This window comes from Pedobacter sp. AC190 (assembly GCF_979258025.1).
Genome location: NZ_OZ409824.1, coordinates 4708166 through 4727404 on the forward strand (window position 1 = coordinate 4708166; position 19239 = coordinate 4727404).

Genomic DNA, 19239 nt, shown 5'->3' on the forward strand with positions numbered 1-19239 from the left:
TATGAAAAAATTCCCCTTTTACAAACAACCAGATGCTAAAGATTGTGGCCCTACTTGCTTACGCATTATAGCTAAACACTATAATAAAAGCATTCCGTTACAACACTTAAGAACACTTTCTGAAACCACCAGAGCAGGGAGCGGCTTGCTTGGACTTAGTAATGCTGCAGAAACTTTAGGCTTTAGAACTTTAGGGGTTAAAATAGACTTTAATACACTGGTTGCTGATGCGCCATTGCCTTGCATCGCACACTGGAATAAAAACCATTATGTAGTAGTTTATAAAATTGATAAGGCCAATAATGTTTACATTTCCGACCCGAGTTATGGGTTAATATCTTACACAAAGGAAGATTTTATTAAACATTGGATTGGTGAAAATGCCCACGACAATACCGAAGAAGGTATTGCACTCATTTTAGAAACCAGCCCGTCTTTTTACAAAAACGACTTTGACGAAGAAGAAAGCAAAACAAGTTTCTCTTTTCTCTCCAGATATTTATTGAAGTACAAATCGCTTGTGATCCAACTGGCTATTGGCCTTTTAGCGGGCAGTTTACTATCACTTATTTTTCCCTTTCTTACGCAAAGCATTGTTGATGTTGGCATACAAAACCAGGATATTAACTTTATCTATCTTGTTTTATTGGCTCAGGTAATGCTTTTTATTGGTAAAATGGGAATCGAAATAATACGAAGCTGGATTTTATTACATCTCTCTACCCGTATTAATATCTCCATAATCTCCGATTTCTTTATCAAGTTGATGAAACTTCCCATCAGTTTCTTCGATACCAGAATGACTGGAGATATTATGCAGCGAATAAACGATCATCATAGAATAGAGCAGCTCTTAACCAATTCTTCTTTGAATACCTTATTCTCGATGGTGAACCTGATAATTTTTAGTGTTGTACTACTCGTTTACGATTATCGGTTATTTTTCGTTTATATAATAGGTGCCGTATTATATGTGGCTTGGATTAGCTTTTTTCTGAAAAAAAGAAAAGAATTAGACTACAAAATGTTCTCGCAGATAGCTCAGGAACAAAGCACTGTAATCGAATTAATTAATGGCATGCAAGAAATTAAAATGCATAATGCCGAAAAACAAAAACGTTGGGGTTGGGAATTTTTACAGGTTAAGCTATTTAAAATTAAAATTAAAGCCCTTTCGTTAGAGCAATGGCAATCAGTTGGTGGAGGTTTTATTAATCAGATAAAGGATATTTTAGTAAGTTTTCTGGCGGCAAAATTGGTATTAAGCGGAAACTTAACGCTGGGCATGATGCTTTCTGTACAATATATCATTGGCCAGCTCAATAGTCCGCTGCTCCAATTAATAGATTTTATTAAACAAACACAAGATGCCAAAATTTCACTCGAACGATTAGGCGAAATCCACAATAAGGAAGAGGAAGAAAACAACGATAAACAGTATGCTACAGAAATTGCAGAAAAAGATATAGAATTAAATAATGTTTCTTTCAGATATACTGGCGCAAGTTCATCCGTTTTTCAGGATTTGAATCTCGTTATCCCTTATCAAAAAACTACGGCAATAGTTGGCGCAAGCGGTAGTGGTAAAACAACTTTACTTAAACTACTCACAAAATTCTACGACCCAGATACAGGCGAAATCAAAATTGGAAATACGGATATGAAGAATATTTCGCCAAGGTATTGGAGAAATCATTGCGGTGTGGTGATGCAGGAAAGCTATGTATTTAACGATACGATAGCAAATAATATCGCCATTGGCGAAGACACCATTGATAAGCAAAAACTAAGAAAAGCAATAGATATCGCTAATATACAGGAGTTTATCGAAAGCTTGCCGTTAAATTACAATACCAAAATTGGCAATGAAGGCGTGGGCGTTAGCGGCGGACAAAAGCAAAGATTGTTTATTGCCAGAGCTGTTTATAAATCGCCAGAATATATCTTTTTTGATGAAGCCACCAGTGCATTAGATGCAAACAACGAAAAGGTAATTATCGAGAATCTTGAACAATTTTTTAAGGGTAAAACCGCAGTAGTTATTGCACATAGATTATCAACAGTTAAGCATGCAGATAAAATTATTGTACTTGATAAAGGAACTGTTGTTGAAGAAGGCAACCATACAGAATTGGTAGCCAAAAAAGGAGAATACTATAAATTAATAAAAAACCAGCTCGAACTTGGAAACTAAAAGAGATAAATTGGATGAGGTTGAACTTCGCTCAGATGGTGTGCAGGATATTTTAGCAGAACCGCCACATTGGATGTTTCGCTGGGGTAATGTAGTGATATTGGGGATAATTTTAATGATTCTACTGATGAGTTATTTCATTAAATACCCAGAATTTGTGCCCGCAACTATCGTTGTCACTTCTCAAAATCCACCCGAAAAACTACAATTTAGAACCGATTCTAAAATTGAAAAGATATTTATAAGGGATAATCAAGAGGTAAAAAAAGATGAAATTTTAATGGTTTTGCAATCGACCGCAAATTATAGAGATGTTTTACAGCTCAAGAAAATAACAGATGCCGCCACAAATAATCAGCTGGCTTCTTTTCCCCTGGGTAAAATTTCAGGCTTTAAACTTGGCGAAGTGCAGAGCGATTATAATAATTTTGCCAAGGCATTTCAGGACGAAAAACTATTCACTCGTTTAAAACCCTATGCGCCAGAAAATTTAGCAACTGATCAAAATATAATAACAAACAAAAGCAGGATAATTACGCTTAGAAGGCAAAAAACCTTCGAACTCGCAAAATTCGATCTTGTAAAGAAAAATTACCAGCGTGCCCAACAACTGCTGAATCAAAAGGTAATTTCGACATTCGAATTTGAAAGTGAAAAAATTAAATTTTTACAGGCACAGCAGAGCTTGGAAGATCTAGAGATTTCTTTATCTCAAACAAAGGAAGCTATTTCTAACCTCGATAAAACAAAAAGCGGCACGACCATTAATGCAGAAAAAGACAAAATCAATTTCGCTTCGCAAACCCTGCAATTATTTGAGCAACTGAGGCGCTCGTTAAGAGCCTGGGAACAAAATTACCTGGTTGTTTCTTCAATTGATGGCATTGCCAGTTTTCAGCAGTTTTGGGGCGAAAATCAGTTTGTAAAACGAGGAGAACCAATACTTTCCATTTTACCTTTAGATAAAAAAGCACTAATAGGAAAAATGTTGGTTCCGTCGGTTAATTCTGGAAAGATAGCCAAAGGAGAAAAGGTTCTGATTAAGTTAGATAACTATCGATTTCAGGAATATGGTGTTGTTGAAGGTAGGGTTCAGAATATTTCTTTTACACCCGATGAAAAGGGAAACTACTATGTTGATGTAACGCTTCCAAAAGGGTTAAAAACTTCATATAAAAAAGTGTTACCTTTTGATAAGGAACTTAAAGGCAACGCCGAAATTGTAACGCAGGATTTAAGGTTAATTGAGCGGTTTTTTTACCAGATTAGAAAACTAACAGGCTACCAAACAGAATAATGCATTGCATTTATTAAAACATTTTGCGATTGATAACTACTCAATCATCGCAGCATTATTTCGCCTTAAAACCTGATTAATGGTTTCCAAAAATTTTGGAAAATAAACAGGTTTGGTTAAATATTTATCTCCACCAACTTGAAATGCATTTAACGCAAATTCATCGTAAGCCGTCATAAAAACTATAAATTTTACCTTGTCTCTTAATAGCCTGGCAACATCTATACCCGAAACATCCATTCTAATATCCAGAAAAAGAAAGTCGATATTATCGCCATCATTAATTTCTTTAATAGCAGAAATTCCCGAATCATAACTTTTAAGCAAGTTAAGCTTCGGTATTCGGCCGATATATGTCGTCACCAAATCCAGGAAAGTACGATCATCATCTACAACTACACAGCGATATAATTTAGAGTTTTTCATTAATGATTGAAACACGCTAAATCACAAATTGTTCAGAAATAATAATAAAAGTATAATAAATAATACAACCAGAAGTACTAAACGTAATTATAGCCCTTTATTCCTCGTATTGCCAGGTTAAGCCACCATCAACAAAGTAACTCGAACCAGTTACATAATCAGCATCGCTGGAGGCTAAAAAAGATACAATTCCTGCAACATCCTCAGGTTTCCCTAAGCGTTTTAGCGGAATATTTTCCAACACCTTATTTAGTTTTTTCTTATTGGCTAAAAGTGATTTATTTATCGGCGTTTCGATAGCTCCTGGGGCAACATTATTTATTCTAATATTAAAATCAGCAAGTTCAATAGCCAGATTCCTGCAAAGCATTTTAACCGCACCCTTGCTTGCACAGTAAGCGGCATAACCTGGGAAAGGTATCTCTTCGTGCACAGAACTTACATTTACAATTACACCAGCAATTTTTTGTTTTATACAATAGTTAGTAAAGGCCTGTATTCCGAAAAACAAACCCTTAAAATTGGTATTCATTACATCATCATATTCTTCTTCAGTAATTTTCCAAAACGGATTCTTAATTTCCATACCTGCATTATTAACTAGAACATCGAGGCCGCCAAATGCCTTAACAGCTTGAGTAATTAATTTCTCAACACCTTTTTTACGACTAATATCGGCTTCGATAAAAACTGCCTTTCTCCCCATCTGCTCTACCTCACTTATAAGTTTTTCACCCCGCTCATCAAACTTATGTCCGTTAAAAATTACATTAGCACCTTCTTGTGCAAATCTTATTGCACATGCTGCTCCAATTCCCTGACTGCTTCCTGTTACTAAAACAGTTTTATTTTCAAATCGATTCATAAGTGATTAATAAAGCTTTAAAGATTAAGGTTTACAAAGCTTTTTTGTTTTAAATAAAATCGATTGATAAAACATTCATCAATTCAAAAATGAACTTTATCGCATTCTTAAAAAACGAAAATGAATTTCCTGTCCAGGAAAACGCCTGATAACAAAGCAACATCAAATTTATTGCCACCCCAAAATTCTACTATTTAGGCTATTGTCTTCTATTTAAGAATTATTTACAAAATTTACATTTTTATTTACAATACAAATCACTCGGTTCGATCAATATCATAATAGCTTTGCTTAATCAATTTGAAAAGGTTATGAAAAATTTAAAAAGAATCACTTACGTACTGATCTTGCCACTGGTTGTGTTGAGCGGATTAGTTTTTGCCAACCGCGACGTTAAAAGTAAACAATCGCCAAAACCTTCGTCAAACTCCGAGCAGAAAGCCCGACAGGTAGAAGACAGGAAAAAATGGGAGGCTTCTGCCGACGGCATAAAGTACAAAAAATGGGAGATTTCCCCTGAAGGTAAAAAAGTGCATGCCAGTCATGATAAAATAAGGAAACACATCAAAGATTTCACCAATATGGAGGCTGTCATAACATCCGTTACCTTCCAGCGCCCAAATGCGAATTCAACTGCTTCAAAATGGCTGATCGTGAGAATTGGTGGCGAAGAATACATGATGCAGTTTAATGCAAAGGAGTTTCAGCAGCTAAACAGCCTAAAAGTAAACGACAAAATAATAGTTAGAAGCCATAGCGCAGGATATTCGCCTAATCATCCGTATTTAATTGTATCAGGCGATTATATAGAACAAAACAATAAGTTGCTCTTTAAACGTGACTTTAACAAAGATAACCTTTGCTAAGGGTTAGGATTGTATGTTCCTTCATTTGTCAATCGTCGAAATTTAGAATAAGTAAATATAAGAGCCTGGCGAATGCACCAGACTCTTATATACTAAATGAAGATTACTTTGAAAACTTCAGTTCCTCCTGCTCCTGTAAAAAAAGCTTCGCAAATATTAAACATTGCTGGTAATTAAAAGTCTCAAAAATTATGAGCTAGTTATCGCCAGCCTAGTCCTGGGGCTACATTTTCTAATATGGAAGACAGCACATGCACATTATAATCCACACCCAGGGTATTCGGGATTGTCAAAAGTACAGTATCCGCTTCCTGAATTGCCTCATCCTGGGCTAATTCCTTAATCAGCTGATCGGGCTCCGCTGCATAACCCTTACCGAAGACCGCCCTCTGGGTAGGCTCGATATAACCAAAGCTGTCAGCTCCTTTACCTTGCTGTCCGAAATAATACCTATCCTGATCGTTCATCAGCGCAAAAATCGAACGACTTACCGATACTCGGCCCTCACGCTGGTGCCCTGCTTTCTTCCAGGCTTCTTTATACAACCTGATCTGCTCTGCCTGCTGGATATGGAAAGGCTTTCCGTTTTCGTCAAACTTCAACGTAGAACTTTGCAGGTTCATTCCGTTTTCCGCTGCCCATATCGCTGTTGCATTGGAAGCAGCTCCCCACCAGATGCGTTCGCGAAGCCCTTCCGAATGAGGCTCAAGGCGAAGCAGTCCAGGAGGATTTGGAAACATTGGATTTGGATTGGGCTGTGCAAAGCCTTCTCCACTTAAGCCATTCAAAAACTCAATTGCTTTTTCCCTGCCCATATCTGCATCATTCTTGCCCGCTTTTGGTTCATAACCGAAATGGCGCCAGCCTTCGATTACCTGCTCGGGCGAACCCCTGCTGATGCCAAGTTGTAACCTGCCACCAGAGATCAGATCGGCCGCACCTGCATCCTCAACCATATAAAGCGGATTTTCATAACGCATATCGATTACCCCAGTTCCAATTTCTATTTTATTGGTCTTAGCCCCAATCGCTGAAAGTAAAGGAAATGGAGAGGCAAGTTGCCTTGCAAAATGATGCACCCTAAAATATGCACCATCCAAACCAATTTCTTCGGCGGCTACAGCAAGATCGATGGATTGCAATAATGTATCGCCTGCGGTACGGGTGAGGTATGATGGATGGTCGGACCAATGGCCAAATGATAAGAATCCTATTTTTTTCATACTGTAAAAATTGAAACCAAATTTACCAATATGACAAAAGAACCCAGGTCACCAGGTAGTCATATCAATTGCAAATTCAATAAATCTGAGAGCTAAACCATTCTATGAAACCATAGCAGTAAAATACCTTTAAATACGTTACAAAAGGTATTAAAAAAGAAAGCGGGAAAAACCAAAGGCTCTTCCCGCTTATCTAAATTAACGCTCTCGAATTAAATAACGGAAAAATAAACCGAAATCTTATCCGCAACGAAAAATAAATTAGCATAAAAACTATAAGTCCTTATACTTCTGCTCCAATACCTCAATTTCTTTCAAGGATTCAGCAATTCCGTTCCTTTGCGTAGTCAACAAGTTCAAATGATCCTCATGCAACTGGTTATCCTTAATCACCATATCGTATTTCTCCAAAGCAGCTTTCTCACCAGTTACAATTGCACTTAACAATGCAGATTCGCTTTTATCAGTTAATGCCTCCTTAATATCGATCCAGGTACGGTGGATTGCACCTAATATTCCGCCTTCATCATTCTCTGAATCACCGCCATGTTTTGCCAAATGGGCTTTCAGTTCAGTTTCATATAATGCACGTTCTGCTACATATTTCAAAAAAACCGCTTTCAATTCTACATTTTCTGTAGATTCTGATGCTGATTTGTAGCCTTCCTTTCCATCATTTACGATGGATACTAAGCCCTTTAAGTCTGATATAATTTCTTGATTATTTTCCATGATGATTCTTTTATTTAAAACCATTAATAGCCGATAAGGTTTTGACAATTCGTACAACCATCAAAAACATAATATTAAACAAACCTGTTGCTTACTTATGACCAGCCAAAGAAAACCCTCCTATCTGGATTTTGAGATCGACAGTTATCCATGGAAACCAGATATCGATTACAGAAAATACCCCGAAAAATATAGGGTGGGAAAAGGTGAACAGGGCGTTTTGATCTGTGAGCCTTACAAATCCGAAATCGGCCAGCATTGGCGCTTCCGAACCCCAGAAATTGCCATGGAGAGTAGCAGCAAGATTTTCGAAATGTTTAATAACTACATCAAAGAAAATGATTTCGTGGGCGCAGATATGGCAAGGAAATATCTGCAAATGGGATATACCCGTGCAAAAAGATATGCCAACTACAAAGGGGGCAAAAAGTATGACAAGGAAAATGATTATAAACAAATGCAGCGCGGAACAGGCTCAGACGAAAAAGCAAAGTCTGCAGCAATCTTCTACGCCCTCTATAAAATGGCCGAAGCCAACCCAGTCTATAGAAAATTAAAAACCGACTGGAAAAAAGAAAAGGGCTAGCAACGTGAAATTATAATAAGTAGCTCTACCTTATTCAGACACATGGCCTACAACAGCGTCCTTTTATTTAAGATTACTAAGTTCTTCAGGCAATGAAGCAACTGATTGATACCAAATTCAATTTAGCAACTATCCATTAACTCCTTAAATTGGCAGACTAAAAACAAACTGCGAACCTACACCATATTCACTCTCTAACCAGATCCTGCCTTCGTGCCGTTTAACAATTTCAGCGCACAAATAAAGACCGATTCCAAAGCCAGAAATCGAATGCATATGTTCTCCTTCAACTCGGTAATAGCGGTCGAAAATATGAATTGCATCTGATGACCGTATGCCCATTCCCTGATCTTTAACACTAACAATCACTTCATCTTTTAAAGTATCGCAGTTAATTAATATTTTAGTTCCAAATGCTGAATATTTCACAGAGTTGCTAATGAGGTTATGGATTACATGCGCAATTTTTTCCCTGTCGGCATTAATAAAAATTTCTGAGGAAGGAGAAAACAGCAGTTCATGGGTAGAAATAGTCCCCTGAGTTTCTTCTTCTATTTCTTTTAATAGAGCAGCTATGTCGAAATTTTGCAGACTGATATCAATTTTTCCAGACTCCAGTCTTGAGATATTTAAAAAACCATTTATCATGGTCGTCATCTTGTTGACTTGCAAATCTGCTCTTTCCAGCGTTTTGATTACAAATTCTTCTTCATAATTTTTAAGCCGGTAATTTAGCACCTGAATGTATGCTTTCATGGAAGTTAGCGGTGTTTTAAGCTCATGGCTAACCATCCCAATAAAATCATTTTTACGGATTTCATCCAATTTCTTCTCTGTAATCTCGTTGATTACACCTGTAAAATATTCTTTTCCGTTGCGTTGCTGCATCTCTCCGATAGCCCTCACCCAACGGGTTTTGCCATCTATATTTCCTATTATCGGATATTCAGTATCAAAACGACCACCTTCATTAATCGTAAGCTCGACCAGCTCCGCAACTTGCTGACGGTAATCTGGATGGATCTGGTTGATGGCAGCCTCATAAGGCACAACATCGTCTGGATCAAAGCCAAAAAATTCCTTAAGCTTCGCAGATGCAACAAATGTTCTGTCAATTGCATTTATCTGAAAAGTTCCCAGTCCAGCTGCCTCAATTGCCATGCTCAGATTCTCCGCAGCAAGTTTTACTTCAGCTTCTGCCAGATACTGTTCCGTTATATCCATCACCACACCCGTAAAAGCAGAGAACGTCCCTGAAGAATCTACCTTCAAATTTCCGATTGCCCTAAGCCATCGAAAACGATGATCATGCAGGCCGACAACGGGATAGGTAACATCGTAATCACCATTATTATAAATAGCATTTTCCAATTTAGAAGCCACAAATGGTCGGTATTCTTCGGTAATCTGTGCAAGTGCATCTTCTATAGTCAGGGGTTCATCCTCATAATAGCCGAAAAGCTCTTTTAAACGGGCATCGGTAATAAATTCTCTGGTCGTTGAATGAATAAACCAGGTACCGAAATTTGCTGCGCTAACGGCTAAACGAAAAGCAAGCTGTGATTCTGCTACCTGATCCTGGGCAAGGATAAGTTCTTGATTTACCATTGCAACCTCTTCAATGGAAGTTGCCAGTTCTTCATTTGAAGCTGCCAGTTCCTCGTTTATGGCCTGTAAATCCTTGGCACTATTTTCAAGAGATTCCTCAATTCGCTTTCGATCAGTCACATCACGTGTAGTGCCAGCAATTGCCTCCACCTCACCATGATCATCAAGCACAGGCGTTAGAATATAATCATAAATTCTCTTACCCAAAACAGCATGTGGGAAAGATACTTCTCCCCTTATCGGTTGTTTGTTTTCTTTAATATTATCGATCTCGCGTTCGTGCATTTCTGCATGCCAGGGTTCATATCCGTTTTCAAGAAGACTCTTACCAATAGCATCTTCCCATGTTTTGCCCCACATGGTTAGCAAGGCCTGGTTTGCATAGGTAAAGCGATATTCCAGATCAAAAACATACATTAAATCGGGCGTATTAGAGGTAACGGTTTCGTAGAACCGTTTCTGCTGATCAGATTTTATTCGGGCTTCCACAAGTTGCAATTCAGCATTTTTACGTTCAGTAATGTCGCTGGCAGTACCAAACCATTCGATAATTTCCCCGTCATTATCTAAAATGGGTACCGCCCTGGAAATGGTCCACCCTGGAGAACCGTCTGCCCGCAAAACGCGGTGCTCCAGGTAAAATACTTTCTTTTCAGCAATCGCTAGCTCAATGGTTTGATTAACCAAATCCAGATCCTCAGGATGAACATTATTTTCCTTCCAGTTCAGTGTAGGGCCCTTGGTATCCTTTAAAAAACCTCGGCCATACAGCTCCCTCATTTCCCTCCAATCAGGGCTGAAAGAATATATAACATCTGATGTTGCTTTGAGTAGTGCATTGAAACGAGCTTCAGTTTCAGCAAAGTGCTGATTATTTGATACTGCCCTGGTAGAAAAATCTGTCATATATATCCTAACACAAAAAATATAATTTTGCTTTAAATGTTATATTTTTTTTGAAACTGGCCAAAAATAGAGCAAAATGCCTTTGAGATATTTTACTCATTAACTAACCTCAAAACATGGAGATAGTATTAGGGATCAAAAACCACTGATCAAAGCATTATCCTCAACCAACCCAAAATTAACAGGATTCGAGGGCATTAAACCCAATTACTTAAAAAATAAGTTTTACAACAAATAAAAAATACTACATACTAAGATGGTGAACGGCAATTCACTCTTTCGCCAATTAGCCATTTGCAATAAAGAGCATTGCCCTTCCTTAAAGCGACTGAAGTAAGTTGTTTTTTTTCTGTTGATTAGCGTATTCCTCGTTCATAAACTTTTTGAAATCCTGATCACGGTTATTGGCCGACCGTTCTAACTCTTTTAAAAGAGCTGACCCATTAGCCTTTAGCAGTGTAGAGCGTGCTTTGTCGCCATTGGCGGTTGCTAATGATTTTACCGAATCGAGGGTAATTTGCTGATTGGAAAGTAAATCTGATGGCAAAATTATGCTTTTTCCTGTCGCATAGGCTTCCATCCGCTTTAAGCTTGCTCGATTAATATCCATAAGCTGTGTCAAGGTTTCTGAAGGCTTATTTTTCGCATTTCCTGCCTGGAGTTTTAAAAGACGGTCTTCCATAAGCAAAGAATAAGTTATGTTTCTCAAATGATCAGCAGCCTCTCCATCGAGCTTAGTCTGAAAGGTTTCTGATCCCCCGACCTTGTTTGGCATAACCGTATCTCCAGAAATGCTATCTTTTTCCATGCTCGATCTTTTATCTGCACTATTACAAGCCATCAGGCATAAAACCGCAAATCCAATGGCCGGCTTTAACCAAACCAGTTGTCTAAAATTCTTCATATTAAAATATAAATATCATGTAATCAATACAAATAATACAACGGCAATGACCAAAAGTTTTAATATTATTAGAAAATTGCATGATCTTTTTGTTTAGTTACGGCTAATAAAACGGATCTAATCAATAAACTTACTTTCATTAAAATGCTCCATAATTATTCATACAACAGCTTAAAAGTGTACAATTTTTAGCGTGATTGAAAAGCCAGTGCTTCAGGAATAGAGTTTTTTTTAAACTCTTGAAACTTTTTACTGGAATTATCAGTTTAATTGAAATGGTAGTAACAGGAACAATGGTTATTTCGATAGCTGAGGGACAAAAGGTTTTAGTATTATTGGCACCTTCTCACAGCGAGATTGATGAGTTATATCATCAACTCCGCATTGATGCTTATCAATTTAAGAAAGAGATCTCGAAACTTCATACAGATATAAAATTTATTTCAGCAGGGTTCAAAGATGAAGAAGATGAACTCCATTGGAATGATGATTACATCCCGCTACCGAAATGGTATGAAAATAATTAGCGTATCATTTTCTCTGCCAAACACCTAATTATAAAAACAATATTCAAACAGAAGATCTAACTAAAAAACTTTTTTGGCAAGAGAATGTTGCTTAGCTACGCCCAAAACCATTCAAAGATTATGAACATAAATGAGCTTATAATTCCAGCTGCCAGAAAGGGAGAAATTGTGGTTTTGCAAGAACTTTTTGCCAGGAATGTCGACGTTAATCACCGCGATTTAAAAGGCTACACGCCTCTGATAATTGCCTGTTATAATAATCAGCTGGAAGCAGCAAAATTACTCATTGCTAACGGTGCTAATTTAGATGCGGCAGATGAAGGTGGCAATACGGCCTTAATGGGCGTTAGCTTTAAAGGATATATTGAAATAGCACAATTACTGATTGAATGCGGTGCAAATCTTGATTTACAACATGGCAATGGTGGCACAGCGCTAATGTTTGCAGCCATGTTTGGTAGGAACGACATTTTACAATTGCTTTTAGAGCACGGCGCTGATAAATACATAAAAGATATCAAGGGCCAGGATGCTCTGGATTTTGCCGCTCTTCAGGGTAACGAAAAAGGCTTGGAAATTTTACAGAATTTTGTTTACGAAGGTTAATCTCTTAATAGCCCTTTCACTAAACTCTTCCATTGGGGATACGAAAGACCAATTTTTGCTGCGATTCCAACAATTAAGTTCCTGCTTTTATCCAGAAAACTTCCATCAGACGTATTTGCCAACTCGTTACGTCCATGTTCCTCGGCAAATATTTCGAGTTTAACTTTCCTTACTATAAATGTTGATGTTGCTTCCGCTTTAAGAAAATGAGCAATAGTACCATCTTTATCCATCGGATGGCAGCTTGGTCGAACCGTCATATACAATAGCTGCTGTTCGCTATTTTCCAGCAATCTAATATCCTCTATCCTCACCCAGTCATACCCCATACCAGCATAAGTACCTGGCCCAGGAATATCAATTCTGATAAAATCCCTGATTATCGCTTTTCGCTCGGCTCGTATACCATTGGCATCGATAAGCTGAAACGAAGAGATACCCGAGTGCTTTTCCCAATCATTTATCAATAATAATCGCTCGCATGCTTTGGCAAAGAAAACATCAGCTTCTTCCTGTGATGTAAAGATTCTTTTTTCCACGGCATCCATTGAGCTGCCAACATATTGAGCAGGAATAATATCAAGCAAATCAATTTCGTTTTCCATGTTTTTCAAAAAACAGCGGAGGCATCGAAGAGCCCCCGCCTGATCCAAGATTCAATGATTTATGCTGGAATTTTTCTAGGATTTTCACGATCCCAGAAACGGTGCATCGCTATCATTTTTATAAAAATATCTTTTAAGCTGTTGATATCAGAGGATACGATGACCCCCTCGCGTAACACAGTATCAGTTGAGTACTCTGCAGGTAATTTTTTAAAAAAATAAGTTGATTCCAATACCTGAATTGCCTCATCGTCGGCAGCTATTGCTTTGCAGTGCTTAAAAGCCTCATTTAAGAAATGAACAGCATTAGCTTCTGCTTCTAAAGTTGCCACAGAATTTGAGCCGCCAGGAATATATACGGCATCATAGAGCACCGATGCGGCAGTAAGAAAACTTTCGTCAGGGGTAATCTGCTGATCTCCCTTAGAAATAATATGACCAAGTTTGGGAGCTATAATATGCACAACCGCTCCCTGAGCGATTAGTGTATCTTTCACCTTGCTTAGTGATTTCTCATCGACACCATCTGCTGCAAGAATTGCAACCTTTCTGGTTTGGATGGTATTTTTAACAGTACCAGCCATGCTCAGCGCATCTGATTTGGAAAGGCTGCCCTTTGGATTTAGCGAAGTGTAATCTTTTGGGTCAGCATCTGCAGGAATACTATTATTTAGCTCATCGAGTGCAATTTTAGGGATATGCAACCCCAATGCAAATGCAACTTCCGCAGCAAGTGATTTATCGATCTGAACTAAAACCGCAAGCATTCTTTCGCGAACAGGCACTGCCTTTACCTTTCCGAGTTCAAAACTCAGGGCATCTATAGTATGATTTCGCTCTGCATCACTTTGTGAGTTAAAAAACAAACGTGCCTGTGAAAAGTGATCGAAAAAACTTCGGCTTCTTGCCCTGATTTTTTTGGCATCTATCCGCTCATTATAGCTTACAAAGCCCCCTTCCGAGCCTTTTGCCTGCAAAGGATCATTATTACCCAATGCATTTGGACCATAACTGGTTTTGCCCCGATTAATAGTTTGCCGCATATAGCCATCCCGTTGATTGTTATGAACTGGAATAATCGGCCTGTTTATTGGAATTTCATGAAAATTAGGTCCACCCAAACGGATTAACTGGGTATCGGTATACGAAAACAATCTTCCCTGTAGCAGCGGATCATTTGTGAAATCAATACCAGGAACGACATGACCAACGTGGAAAGCAACCTGTTCTGTTTCGGCAAAGAAATTTTCTGGGTTGCGGTTTAAAGTCATCTTACCGATGCGTTGAACAGGAACAAGCTCTTCGGGAATCAATTTCGTAGGGTCTAAAATGTCGAAATCAAATTTAAATTCATCTTCCTCAGGTACAATCTGTACGCCGAGTTCCCACTCAGGAAATGCACCCGATTCAATCGCATCCCATAGATCTCTGCGATGAAAATCTGGATCCTTTCCAGAAATATTCTGAGCCTCATCCCAGGCAACTGCGTGAACGCCAAGAAGCGGTTTCCAGTGGAATTTAACGAAATTTGAAACACCCTGCTGATTAACAAAACGAAATGTATGTACCCCAAAACCTTCCATCATGCGATAGCTCCTGGGTAAGGCACGATCACTCATGGCCCACATAATCATATGAGCAGACTCAGGCATTTGCGAAATAAAATCCCAGAACGTGTCGTGAGCCGATGCTGCCTGGGGCATTTCGTTATCTGGTTCAGGTTTTACAGCATGTATTAAATCTGGAAATTTGATGGCATCCTGAATAAAAAAAACTGGCATATTATTTCCCACCAGGTCGAAATTGCCTTCCTGGGTGTAAAACTTTACCGCAAAGCCCCGCACATCTCTTGCCAAATCGGTAGATCCCCTCGAGCCAGCAACTGTTGAAAACCGCACAAAAACAGGCGTTTCCTCACCTGGATTACATAAAAAAGCAGCCTTTGTCCATTTAGACATATCCTCATACACTTTAAATACACCGTGAGCGGCCGAACCCCTCGCATGTACAATTCGTTCAGGTATGCGTTCATGATCGAAATGTGTTATTTTTTCTCGGAGGATGAAATCTTCCAGTAAGGTTGCCCCCCGATCGCCTGATTTGAGCGAGTTTTGGTCGTCATTGATTTTCAGACCGTGGTTTGTGGTCATAAACTGATCAGAAGCATCTGTTGTGAACGACTGCAGTTTAGTGGTTTTATCGTTTTCCTGTTGCGCTGATGCACTATTTTTTTGGGAAGTTTTTTTAGCCATAGCTTCTGTTATTTTAAGCCTCTTCGGCTGCTTTATAATTTATTTCATTTCCTGCGATATCTGTAAGTTTCGTATCGGCCATCTTTTCCTCGCTAAGTGTTTGTTCCAGAATCTCCGCCACATCCGTTAAACCCAGCGTAATGGCCAGCTGATACAGACCGCCATAACTGGCAATTTCGTAATGCTCAACCTTTTGTGATGCCAGAATGATGCCTACATCCCGCGTGGCAGTGCCAGGTTCAGTTTCTTCCACAATACCCTCTGCTTCTTTTGTCAAGCCTTCCATTGCATCGCATTTCTTTGCTATTGCTTTCTCGCCAAGCAATCCAAAAACATCTTCAAGGCGTTTGACATGGCCCTTGGTTTCTTCCAGATGAGCAGTTATAGCATCCTTCAGTTCAGGTGCAGTCGCGGCAGAAATCATTTTCGGTAAGGATTTAACCAGATGATTTTCGGCCCAATATAAATCAGCAATCCCATCTTTAAAAAGTTCCTTTAATGCTGGAGATTTTTCTGTTGTTGTTTTAGAAGCAAATTTAGCGTCGCTCCCAGTATCTTTTGTTTTCATGGTTGATAGGTCTTTTCATCTACAACCTTATGGATTAAAATAAGTTTTAACTTTTTATTGCAATCTATCGGCTGGTGTCCTCACCCGCCGAAAAAAAACTAAGTTAGATCCCATCTATCGGCTAGTATCTGCACTTCCATGCCGTCTATCGGCTTGTGTTCGCACCTACATACCTTCTATCGGCTGGTGTCCTCACCCGCCGAAAAAACCGCGGCATTCCATGCAAAAGATGGAATGCCGCGGGTAGAAATGTCGTACTTAAAATCTTAAGGTTGGCCGCCTCCGCCCATTGCCCCATAGATTTGTCCTGTAGAATAACTGGCGCTGTTATCGGCAAGCTGCACATAAATCGATGCCAGTTCAGCAGGCTGACCAGGTCTTCCCATTGGAGTCGCCTTTCCAAACTCCTTCAACTTTTCATCAGTGGCGCCGCCGCCCACCTGGAGCGGTGTCCAGATCGGCCCAGGTGCTACCCCGTTCACCCTTACCCCTTTTGGCGTAAGAAACTTGGCGAGCGATCTTACTGTACTCGTATTGGCAGCCTTGGTTTGGGCATAATCAAAAAGTTCTGGCGAAGGATCATGTGCCTGCTCAGAAGTGGTCACGATAATACTCGATCCAGGCTTCAAATGCGGAATGGATGCTTTAAGCAGCCAAAACGGACCATAAATATTCGTTTTAATCGTTGCGTCAAAATCCTCTGTGCTGATCTCCAGGATCGATGGTTTGGTCTGTTGCCTTGCTGCATTGCTAACCACAATATCAAGGCCTCCCAATTTCTTGACGCTATCTTCCACTAAACGCTTGCAAAAGGATTCTTCCCGAAGGTCGCCTGGAATTGCATAGCCCTTTCGTCCAGCCTTGGTGATCAGATCAATCACTTCCCTCGCATCAGATTCTTCAGCTGGCAGATAATTGATTACCACATCTGCGCCCTCCCTTGCAAAAGCGATTGCAGCCGCCCTACCCATTCCCGAATCTCCCCCAGTAATCAGTGCTTTTCTACCCATCAGCCTTCCAGAACCTTTATAGCTTAGTTCGCCGTGATCAGGCTTTGGATTCATTTTGCTGGCAGCCCTGGAAAGGGTTGCTGTTGTGGGTCGAAAGGTGGTCTTGGATATTTCGTGGTCGGATCAATCAGTGCAGCGGCTTTGCCCTGAGCAGATAAATTTTCCGCAGCAAAAGTGGGCGTTATGGCTAAGCCAGCAATGCCCAGACCAAGACCAGCTACCGCCTGGCGCCTGGTAATTGTTTCTTTGTTTTCCATAGGTGATGTTTTTGCAGGCATTGTTGCCTAAATACTTATCTATTTTTACTACACAGCAAATTCAGAAAATGTTTTGCCCACGAACACGGATTTGCATTCCAAAAAGGAGTGGAAGCATAATGCCTGATTTCAATGTATCGACTTATACTGATCTCCTGATGGATAAAAATCAAACAAAAAAAACTTAACGATAACTTAGCGTGTTAAGCATTACATAAAACTAACAAGATATGGTGCAACATGCTTACCCAATACACGGTGAAGACCGTGGTAATCGCAGTACAATCTCCATTACGATAAACGGTGAACTAAAAAGGATCGAAATTGAACCCTGGGTTAGTCTTTTAGACTGTTTGAGGGACCATCTTGACCTAACTGGCACAAAAAAAGGATGTGATCATGGCCAGTGTGGAGCCTGTACCGTTATTGTCGATGGAAAACGCATTTTAAGTTGTCTTACGCTTGCCGTAATGAAAAATGGTAGTGCCGTTACAACAATTGAGGGCATTGCACAGGATAATGGTCTTCATCCACTGCAGCAAGCCTTCATAGATCACGATGCTTTTCAATGCGGTTATTGTACACCTGGACAGATCTGCAGTGCAATCGGGTTAATTTCGGAAGGGAAAGCAACTAACCGCGAAGAAGTTAAAGAGCTGATGAGCGGAAATCTTTGCCGTTGCGGCGCAAACGTTGGAATTATCGATGCCATCATGGAGGTAAAAGACGGAGGTAGAAATGAATAATTTCAATTACAAACAACCTGCCGATGTTGCTGAAGCAATTAAATCAAAAAATGATCATGCAGGCAACATGTTTATTGCTGGTGGCACTAACCTGATCGACTTATGGAAATACAACCTTGTTCATCCAAATTCGCTCATAGATACCAGTTTACTTGGGGAGCTTTCAGAAATTACCTTACTCGAAAATAATGGTATAAGATTAGGTGCAACAGTTAAAAATGCAGATACCGCCTATCATCCGATTATTGAAGATAAATACCCGCTCTTATCAAAAGCGATTCTGGCAGGAGCGTCTGCTCAAATCAGAAATATGGCCAGCAATGGTGGTAATCTTTTGCAACGCACACGGTGTTATTATTTTTACGATAGCGATGTGCCATGCAACAAACGTGTTCCTGGTTCTGGATGCCCTGCAAAAAATGGCTATAACCGAATGCACGCAATTTTAGGTACAAGTGAAGACTGTATAGCGGTCTTTCCTTCCGATATGTGCGTGGCACTGTCTGCACTTAATGCAACAGTAAATATTCAGGGTTCCGCCTCAAACAGGGTGGTTCCCATTGGTGATTTTCACAGACTTCCTGGAAATACGCCTGAAATAGATAATGTTTTAAAAAGTGATGAGGTAATTACCTCAATTGATTTGCCAGAAAAAGGTTTCTCGAAAAACTACGCTTATCTTAAACTGCGTGACCGACATTCCTATGCCTTCGCACTGGTATCTGTCGCAACAGCGCTCGAGCTTGAAGGTAACACTATAAAAGAGGCTAGAATTGCACTTGGAGGCGTAGCACACAAACCATGGCGTTCAATAGAGGCTGAACAATTCCTTTGCAACAAGGAAGCCACCGAAGAAAATTTTTCCGCTGCAGCAGATATTATTCTTCAGGGCGCTCAAGGTTACGGACATAATGACTTTAAAATCAAGCTGGCCAAAAATGCCATTATCAGAAATGGATTAATGGCATTGAATCCCTCCTCGCAACTTCCAGGAGCGGCTCCCTCGGCTTAAAAACTCACCTAAAAATTTTAAAGATGGAACTTAATAAGATGGTTGGCAA

19 protein-coding genes are annotated in these 19239 nt (G+C 39.5%); 8 read left to right on the forward strand and 11 right to left on the reverse strand.

All coding sequences use genetic code 11. The annotated features are described in order from the left end of the window. The first annotated feature begins 1 nt into the window (after position 1). Both ACZZZI_RS20575 and ACZZZI_RS20580 read left to right on the forward strand, forming a co-directional pair. Positions 2-2194, forward strand: coding sequence for a peptidase domain-containing ABC transporter (locus ACZZZI_RS20575; RefSeq protein ID WP_463491122.1), 2193 nt, complete (start codon positions 2-4; stop codon positions 2192-2194). Beyond that, a complete protein-coding gene (locus ACZZZI_RS20580) occupies positions 2184-3491 on the forward strand; it encodes an HlyD family secretion protein (protein ID WP_463491124.1) in 1308 nt (435 codons plus the stop codon). Before ACZZZI_RS20575 ends, ACZZZI_RS20580 begins: the two co-directional genes overlap by 11 nt. A 36-nt stretch (positions 3492-3527) precedes the next feature. Here the strand turns inward: ACZZZI_RS20580 and ACZZZI_RS20585 are convergent, their stop codons facing one another. Together ACZZZI_RS20585 and ACZZZI_RS20590 are read right to left on the reverse strand one after the other, a co-directional pair. Continuing rightward, positions 3528-3917, reverse strand: coding sequence for a LytR/AlgR family response regulator transcription factor (locus tag ACZZZI_RS20585; RefSeq protein ID WP_463491126.1), 390 nt, complete (start codon positions 3915-3917; stop codon positions 3528-3530). 97 nt (positions 3918-4014) lie between these two features. Next, positions 4015-4782: an SDR family NAD(P)-dependent oxidoreductase gene (locus ACZZZI_RS20590; protein ID WP_463491128.1), complete on the reverse strand. Its 768-nt coding sequence runs from the start codon at positions 4780-4782 to the stop codon at positions 4015-4017. Between the two features lie 311 nt (positions 4783-5093). On the opposite strand from ACZZZI_RS20590, the gene ACZZZI_RS20595 reads away from it, so the two are divergent. Then, positions 5094-5648 (forward strand): hypothetical protein, encoded by a 555-nt coding sequence (locus ACZZZI_RS20595; RefSeq protein WP_463491130.1) that lies wholly within the window; start codon positions 5094-5096, stop codon positions 5646-5648. 200 nt (positions 5649-5848) lie between these two features. Here ACZZZI_RS20595 and ACZZZI_RS20600 read toward each other — a convergent pair whose 3' ends face one another. Together ACZZZI_RS20600 and ACZZZI_RS20605 are read right to left on the reverse strand one after the other, a co-directional pair. Beyond that, positions 5849-6871, reverse strand: a complete 1023-nt coding sequence (locus ACZZZI_RS20600; protein ID WP_463491132.1) for an LLM class flavin-dependent oxidoreductase — start codon at positions 6869-6871, stop codon at positions 5849-5851. A 273-nt stretch (positions 6872-7144) separates the two neighbouring features. Beyond that, positions 7145-7603 carry a PA2169 family four-helix-bundle protein gene (locus ACZZZI_RS20605; RefSeq protein WP_316757821.1) on the reverse strand — a complete coding sequence of 153 codons (459 nt, stop codon included), beginning with the start codon at positions 7601-7603 and terminating at the stop codon, positions 7145-7147. Between the two features lie 97 nt (positions 7604-7700). Here ACZZZI_RS20605 and ACZZZI_RS20610 point away from each other — a divergent pair, with 97 nt between their 5' ends. After that, positions 7701-8189, forward strand: coding sequence for a DUF4385 domain-containing protein (locus ACZZZI_RS20610; RefSeq protein WP_463491135.1), 489 nt, complete (start codon positions 7701-7703; stop codon positions 8187-8189). Between the two features lie 144 nt (positions 8190-8333). Here ACZZZI_RS20610 and ACZZZI_RS20615 read toward each other — a convergent pair whose 3' ends face one another. Next, positions 8334-10703 carry a PAS domain-containing sensor histidine kinase gene (locus tag ACZZZI_RS20615; RefSeq protein WP_463491137.1) on the reverse strand — a complete coding sequence of 790 codons (2370 nt, stop codon included), beginning with the start codon at positions 10701-10703 and terminating at the stop codon, positions 8334-8336. Between the two features lie 319 nt (positions 10704-11022). After that, entirely contained in the window at positions 11023-11607 is a 585-nt protein-coding gene (locus ACZZZI_RS20620) for a hypothetical protein (protein ID WP_463491139.1), read from the reverse strand. Between the two features lie 239 nt (positions 11608-11846). Here ACZZZI_RS20620 and ACZZZI_RS20625 point away from each other — a divergent pair, with 239 nt between their 5' ends. After that, positions 11847-12134 (forward strand): hypothetical protein, encoded by a 288-nt coding sequence (locus tag ACZZZI_RS20625; protein WP_344768674.1) that lies wholly within the window; start codon positions 11847-11849, stop codon positions 12132-12134. A gap of 120 nt (positions 12135-12254) precedes the next feature. Next, entirely contained in the window at positions 12255-12740 is a 486-nt protein-coding gene (locus ACZZZI_RS20630) for an ankyrin repeat domain-containing protein (protein ID WP_463491141.1), read from the forward strand. On the opposite strand, the gene ACZZZI_RS20635 is transcribed toward ACZZZI_RS20630, so the two are convergent. The 5 genes from ACZZZI_RS20635 to ACZZZI_RS20655 form a co-directional block, all read right to left on the reverse strand. Continuing rightward, on the reverse strand, positions 12737-13345 hold the full coding sequence (locus tag ACZZZI_RS20635; RefSeq protein WP_463491143.1) for a hypothetical protein: 609 nt from the start codon (positions 13343-13345) through the stop codon (positions 12737-12739). The genes ACZZZI_RS20630 and ACZZZI_RS20635 overlap by 4 nt on opposite strands. Before the next feature lie 59 nt (positions 13346-13404). Then, the gene (locus ACZZZI_RS20640) at positions 13405-15597 is read right to left on the reverse strand and encodes a catalase (protein WP_463491145.1); all 2193 of its coding nucleotides are present in this window, start codon (positions 15595-15597) and stop codon (positions 13405-13407) included. Positions 15598-15610: 13 nt separating this feature from the next. Continuing rightward, complete coding sequence (locus tag ACZZZI_RS20645) at positions 15611-16165, reverse strand: YciE/YciF ferroxidase family protein (RefSeq protein WP_316757807.1); 555 nt, start codon at positions 16163-16165, stop codon at positions 15611-15613. Positions 16166-16431: 266 nt separating this feature from the next. Then, positions 16432-17229 carry an SDR family oxidoreductase gene (locus tag ACZZZI_RS20650; protein WP_463491148.1) on the reverse strand — a complete coding sequence of 266 codons (798 nt, stop codon included), beginning with the start codon at positions 17227-17229 and terminating at the stop codon, positions 16432-16434. Continuing rightward, a complete protein-coding gene (locus ACZZZI_RS20655) occupies positions 17226-17432 on the reverse strand; it encodes a hypothetical protein (protein WP_463491150.1) in 207 nt (68 codons plus the stop codon). The genes ACZZZI_RS20650 and ACZZZI_RS20655 overlap by 4 nt, the downstream gene beginning before the upstream one ends. Before the next feature lie 230 nt (positions 17433-17662). Between ACZZZI_RS20655 and ACZZZI_RS20660 the strand changes: the two genes are divergently transcribed. Further along, positions 17663-18178 carry a (2Fe-2S)-binding protein gene (locus ACZZZI_RS20660; RefSeq protein WP_463491152.1) on the forward strand — a complete coding sequence of 172 codons (516 nt, stop codon included), beginning with the start codon at positions 17663-17665 and terminating at the stop codon, positions 18176-18178. Next, positions 18171-19190 carry an FAD binding domain-containing protein gene (locus tag ACZZZI_RS20665; RefSeq protein ID WP_463491154.1) on the forward strand — a complete coding sequence of 340 codons (1020 nt, stop codon included), beginning with the start codon at positions 18171-18173 and terminating at the stop codon, positions 19188-19190. The genes ACZZZI_RS20660 and ACZZZI_RS20665 overlap by 8 nt, the downstream gene beginning before the upstream one ends. Positions 19191-19239: the final 49 nt, after the last annotated feature.

Bases quoted from the DNA above. Each gene is read 5' to 3' on its own strand.
- ACZZZI_RS20585 (WP_463491126.1), bottom strand. From the start codon at position 3,917: ATGAAAAACTCTAAATTATATCGCTGTGTAGTTGTAGATGATGATCGT.
- ACZZZI_RS20630 (WP_463491141.1), top strand. From the start codon at position 12,255: ATGAACATAAATGAGCTTATAATTCCAGCTGCCAGAAAGGGAGAAATT.
- ACZZZI_RS20645 (WP_316757807.1), bottom strand. From the start codon at position 16,165: ATGAAAACAAAAGATACTGGGAGCGACGCTAAATTTGCTTCTAAAACA.
- ACZZZI_RS20595 (WP_463491130.1), top strand. From the start codon at position 5,094: ATGAAAAATTTAAAAAGAATCACTTACGTACTGATCTTGCCACTGGTT.
- ACZZZI_RS20590 (WP_463491128.1), bottom strand. From the start codon at position 4,782: ATGAATCGATTTGAAAATAAAACTGTTTTAGTAACAGGAAGCAGTCAG.
- ACZZZI_RS20620 (WP_463491139.1), bottom strand. From the start codon at position 11,607: ATGAAGAATTTTAGACAACTGGTTTGGTTAAAGCCGGCCATTGGATTT.
- ACZZZI_RS20660 (WP_463491152.1), top strand. From the start codon at position 17,663: ATGGTGCAACATGCTTACCCAATACACGGTGAAGACCGTGGTAATCGC.
- ACZZZI_RS20640 (WP_463491145.1), bottom strand. From the start codon at position 15,597: ATGGCTAAAAAAACTTCCCAAAAAAATAGTGCATCAGCGCAACAGGAA.
- ACZZZI_RS20635 (WP_463491143.1), bottom strand. From the start codon at position 13,345: ATGGAAAACGAAATTGATTTGCTTGATATTATTCCTGCTCAATATGTT.
- ACZZZI_RS20615 (WP_463491137.1), bottom strand. From the start codon at position 10,703: ATGACAGATTTTTCTACCAGGGCAGTATCAAATAATCAGCACTTTGCT.
- ACZZZI_RS20650 (WP_463491148.1), bottom strand. From the start codon at position 17,229: ATGAATCCAAAGCCTGATCACGGCGAACTAAGCTATAAAGGTTCTGGA.
- ACZZZI_RS20575 (WP_463491122.1), top strand. From the start codon at position 2: ATGAAAAAATTCCCCTTTTACAAACAACCAGATGCTAAAGATTGTGGC.
- ACZZZI_RS20610 (WP_463491135.1), top strand. From the start codon at position 7,701: ATGACCAGCCAAAGAAAACCCTCCTATCTGGATTTTGAGATCGACAGT.
- ACZZZI_RS20600 (WP_463491132.1), bottom strand. From the start codon at position 6,871: ATGAAAAAAATAGGATTCTTATCATTTGGCCATTGGTCCGACCATCCA.
- ACZZZI_RS20655 (WP_463491150.1), bottom strand. From the start codon at position 17,432: ATGGAAAACAAAGAAACAATTACCAGGCGCCAGGCGGTAGCTGGTCTT.
- ACZZZI_RS20665 (WP_463491154.1), top strand. From the start codon at position 18,171: ATGAATAATTTCAATTACAAACAACCTGCCGATGTTGCTGAAGCAATT.
- ACZZZI_RS20605 (WP_316757821.1), bottom strand. From the start codon at position 7,603: ATGGAAAATAATCAAGAAATTATATCAGACTTAAAGGGCTTAGTATCC.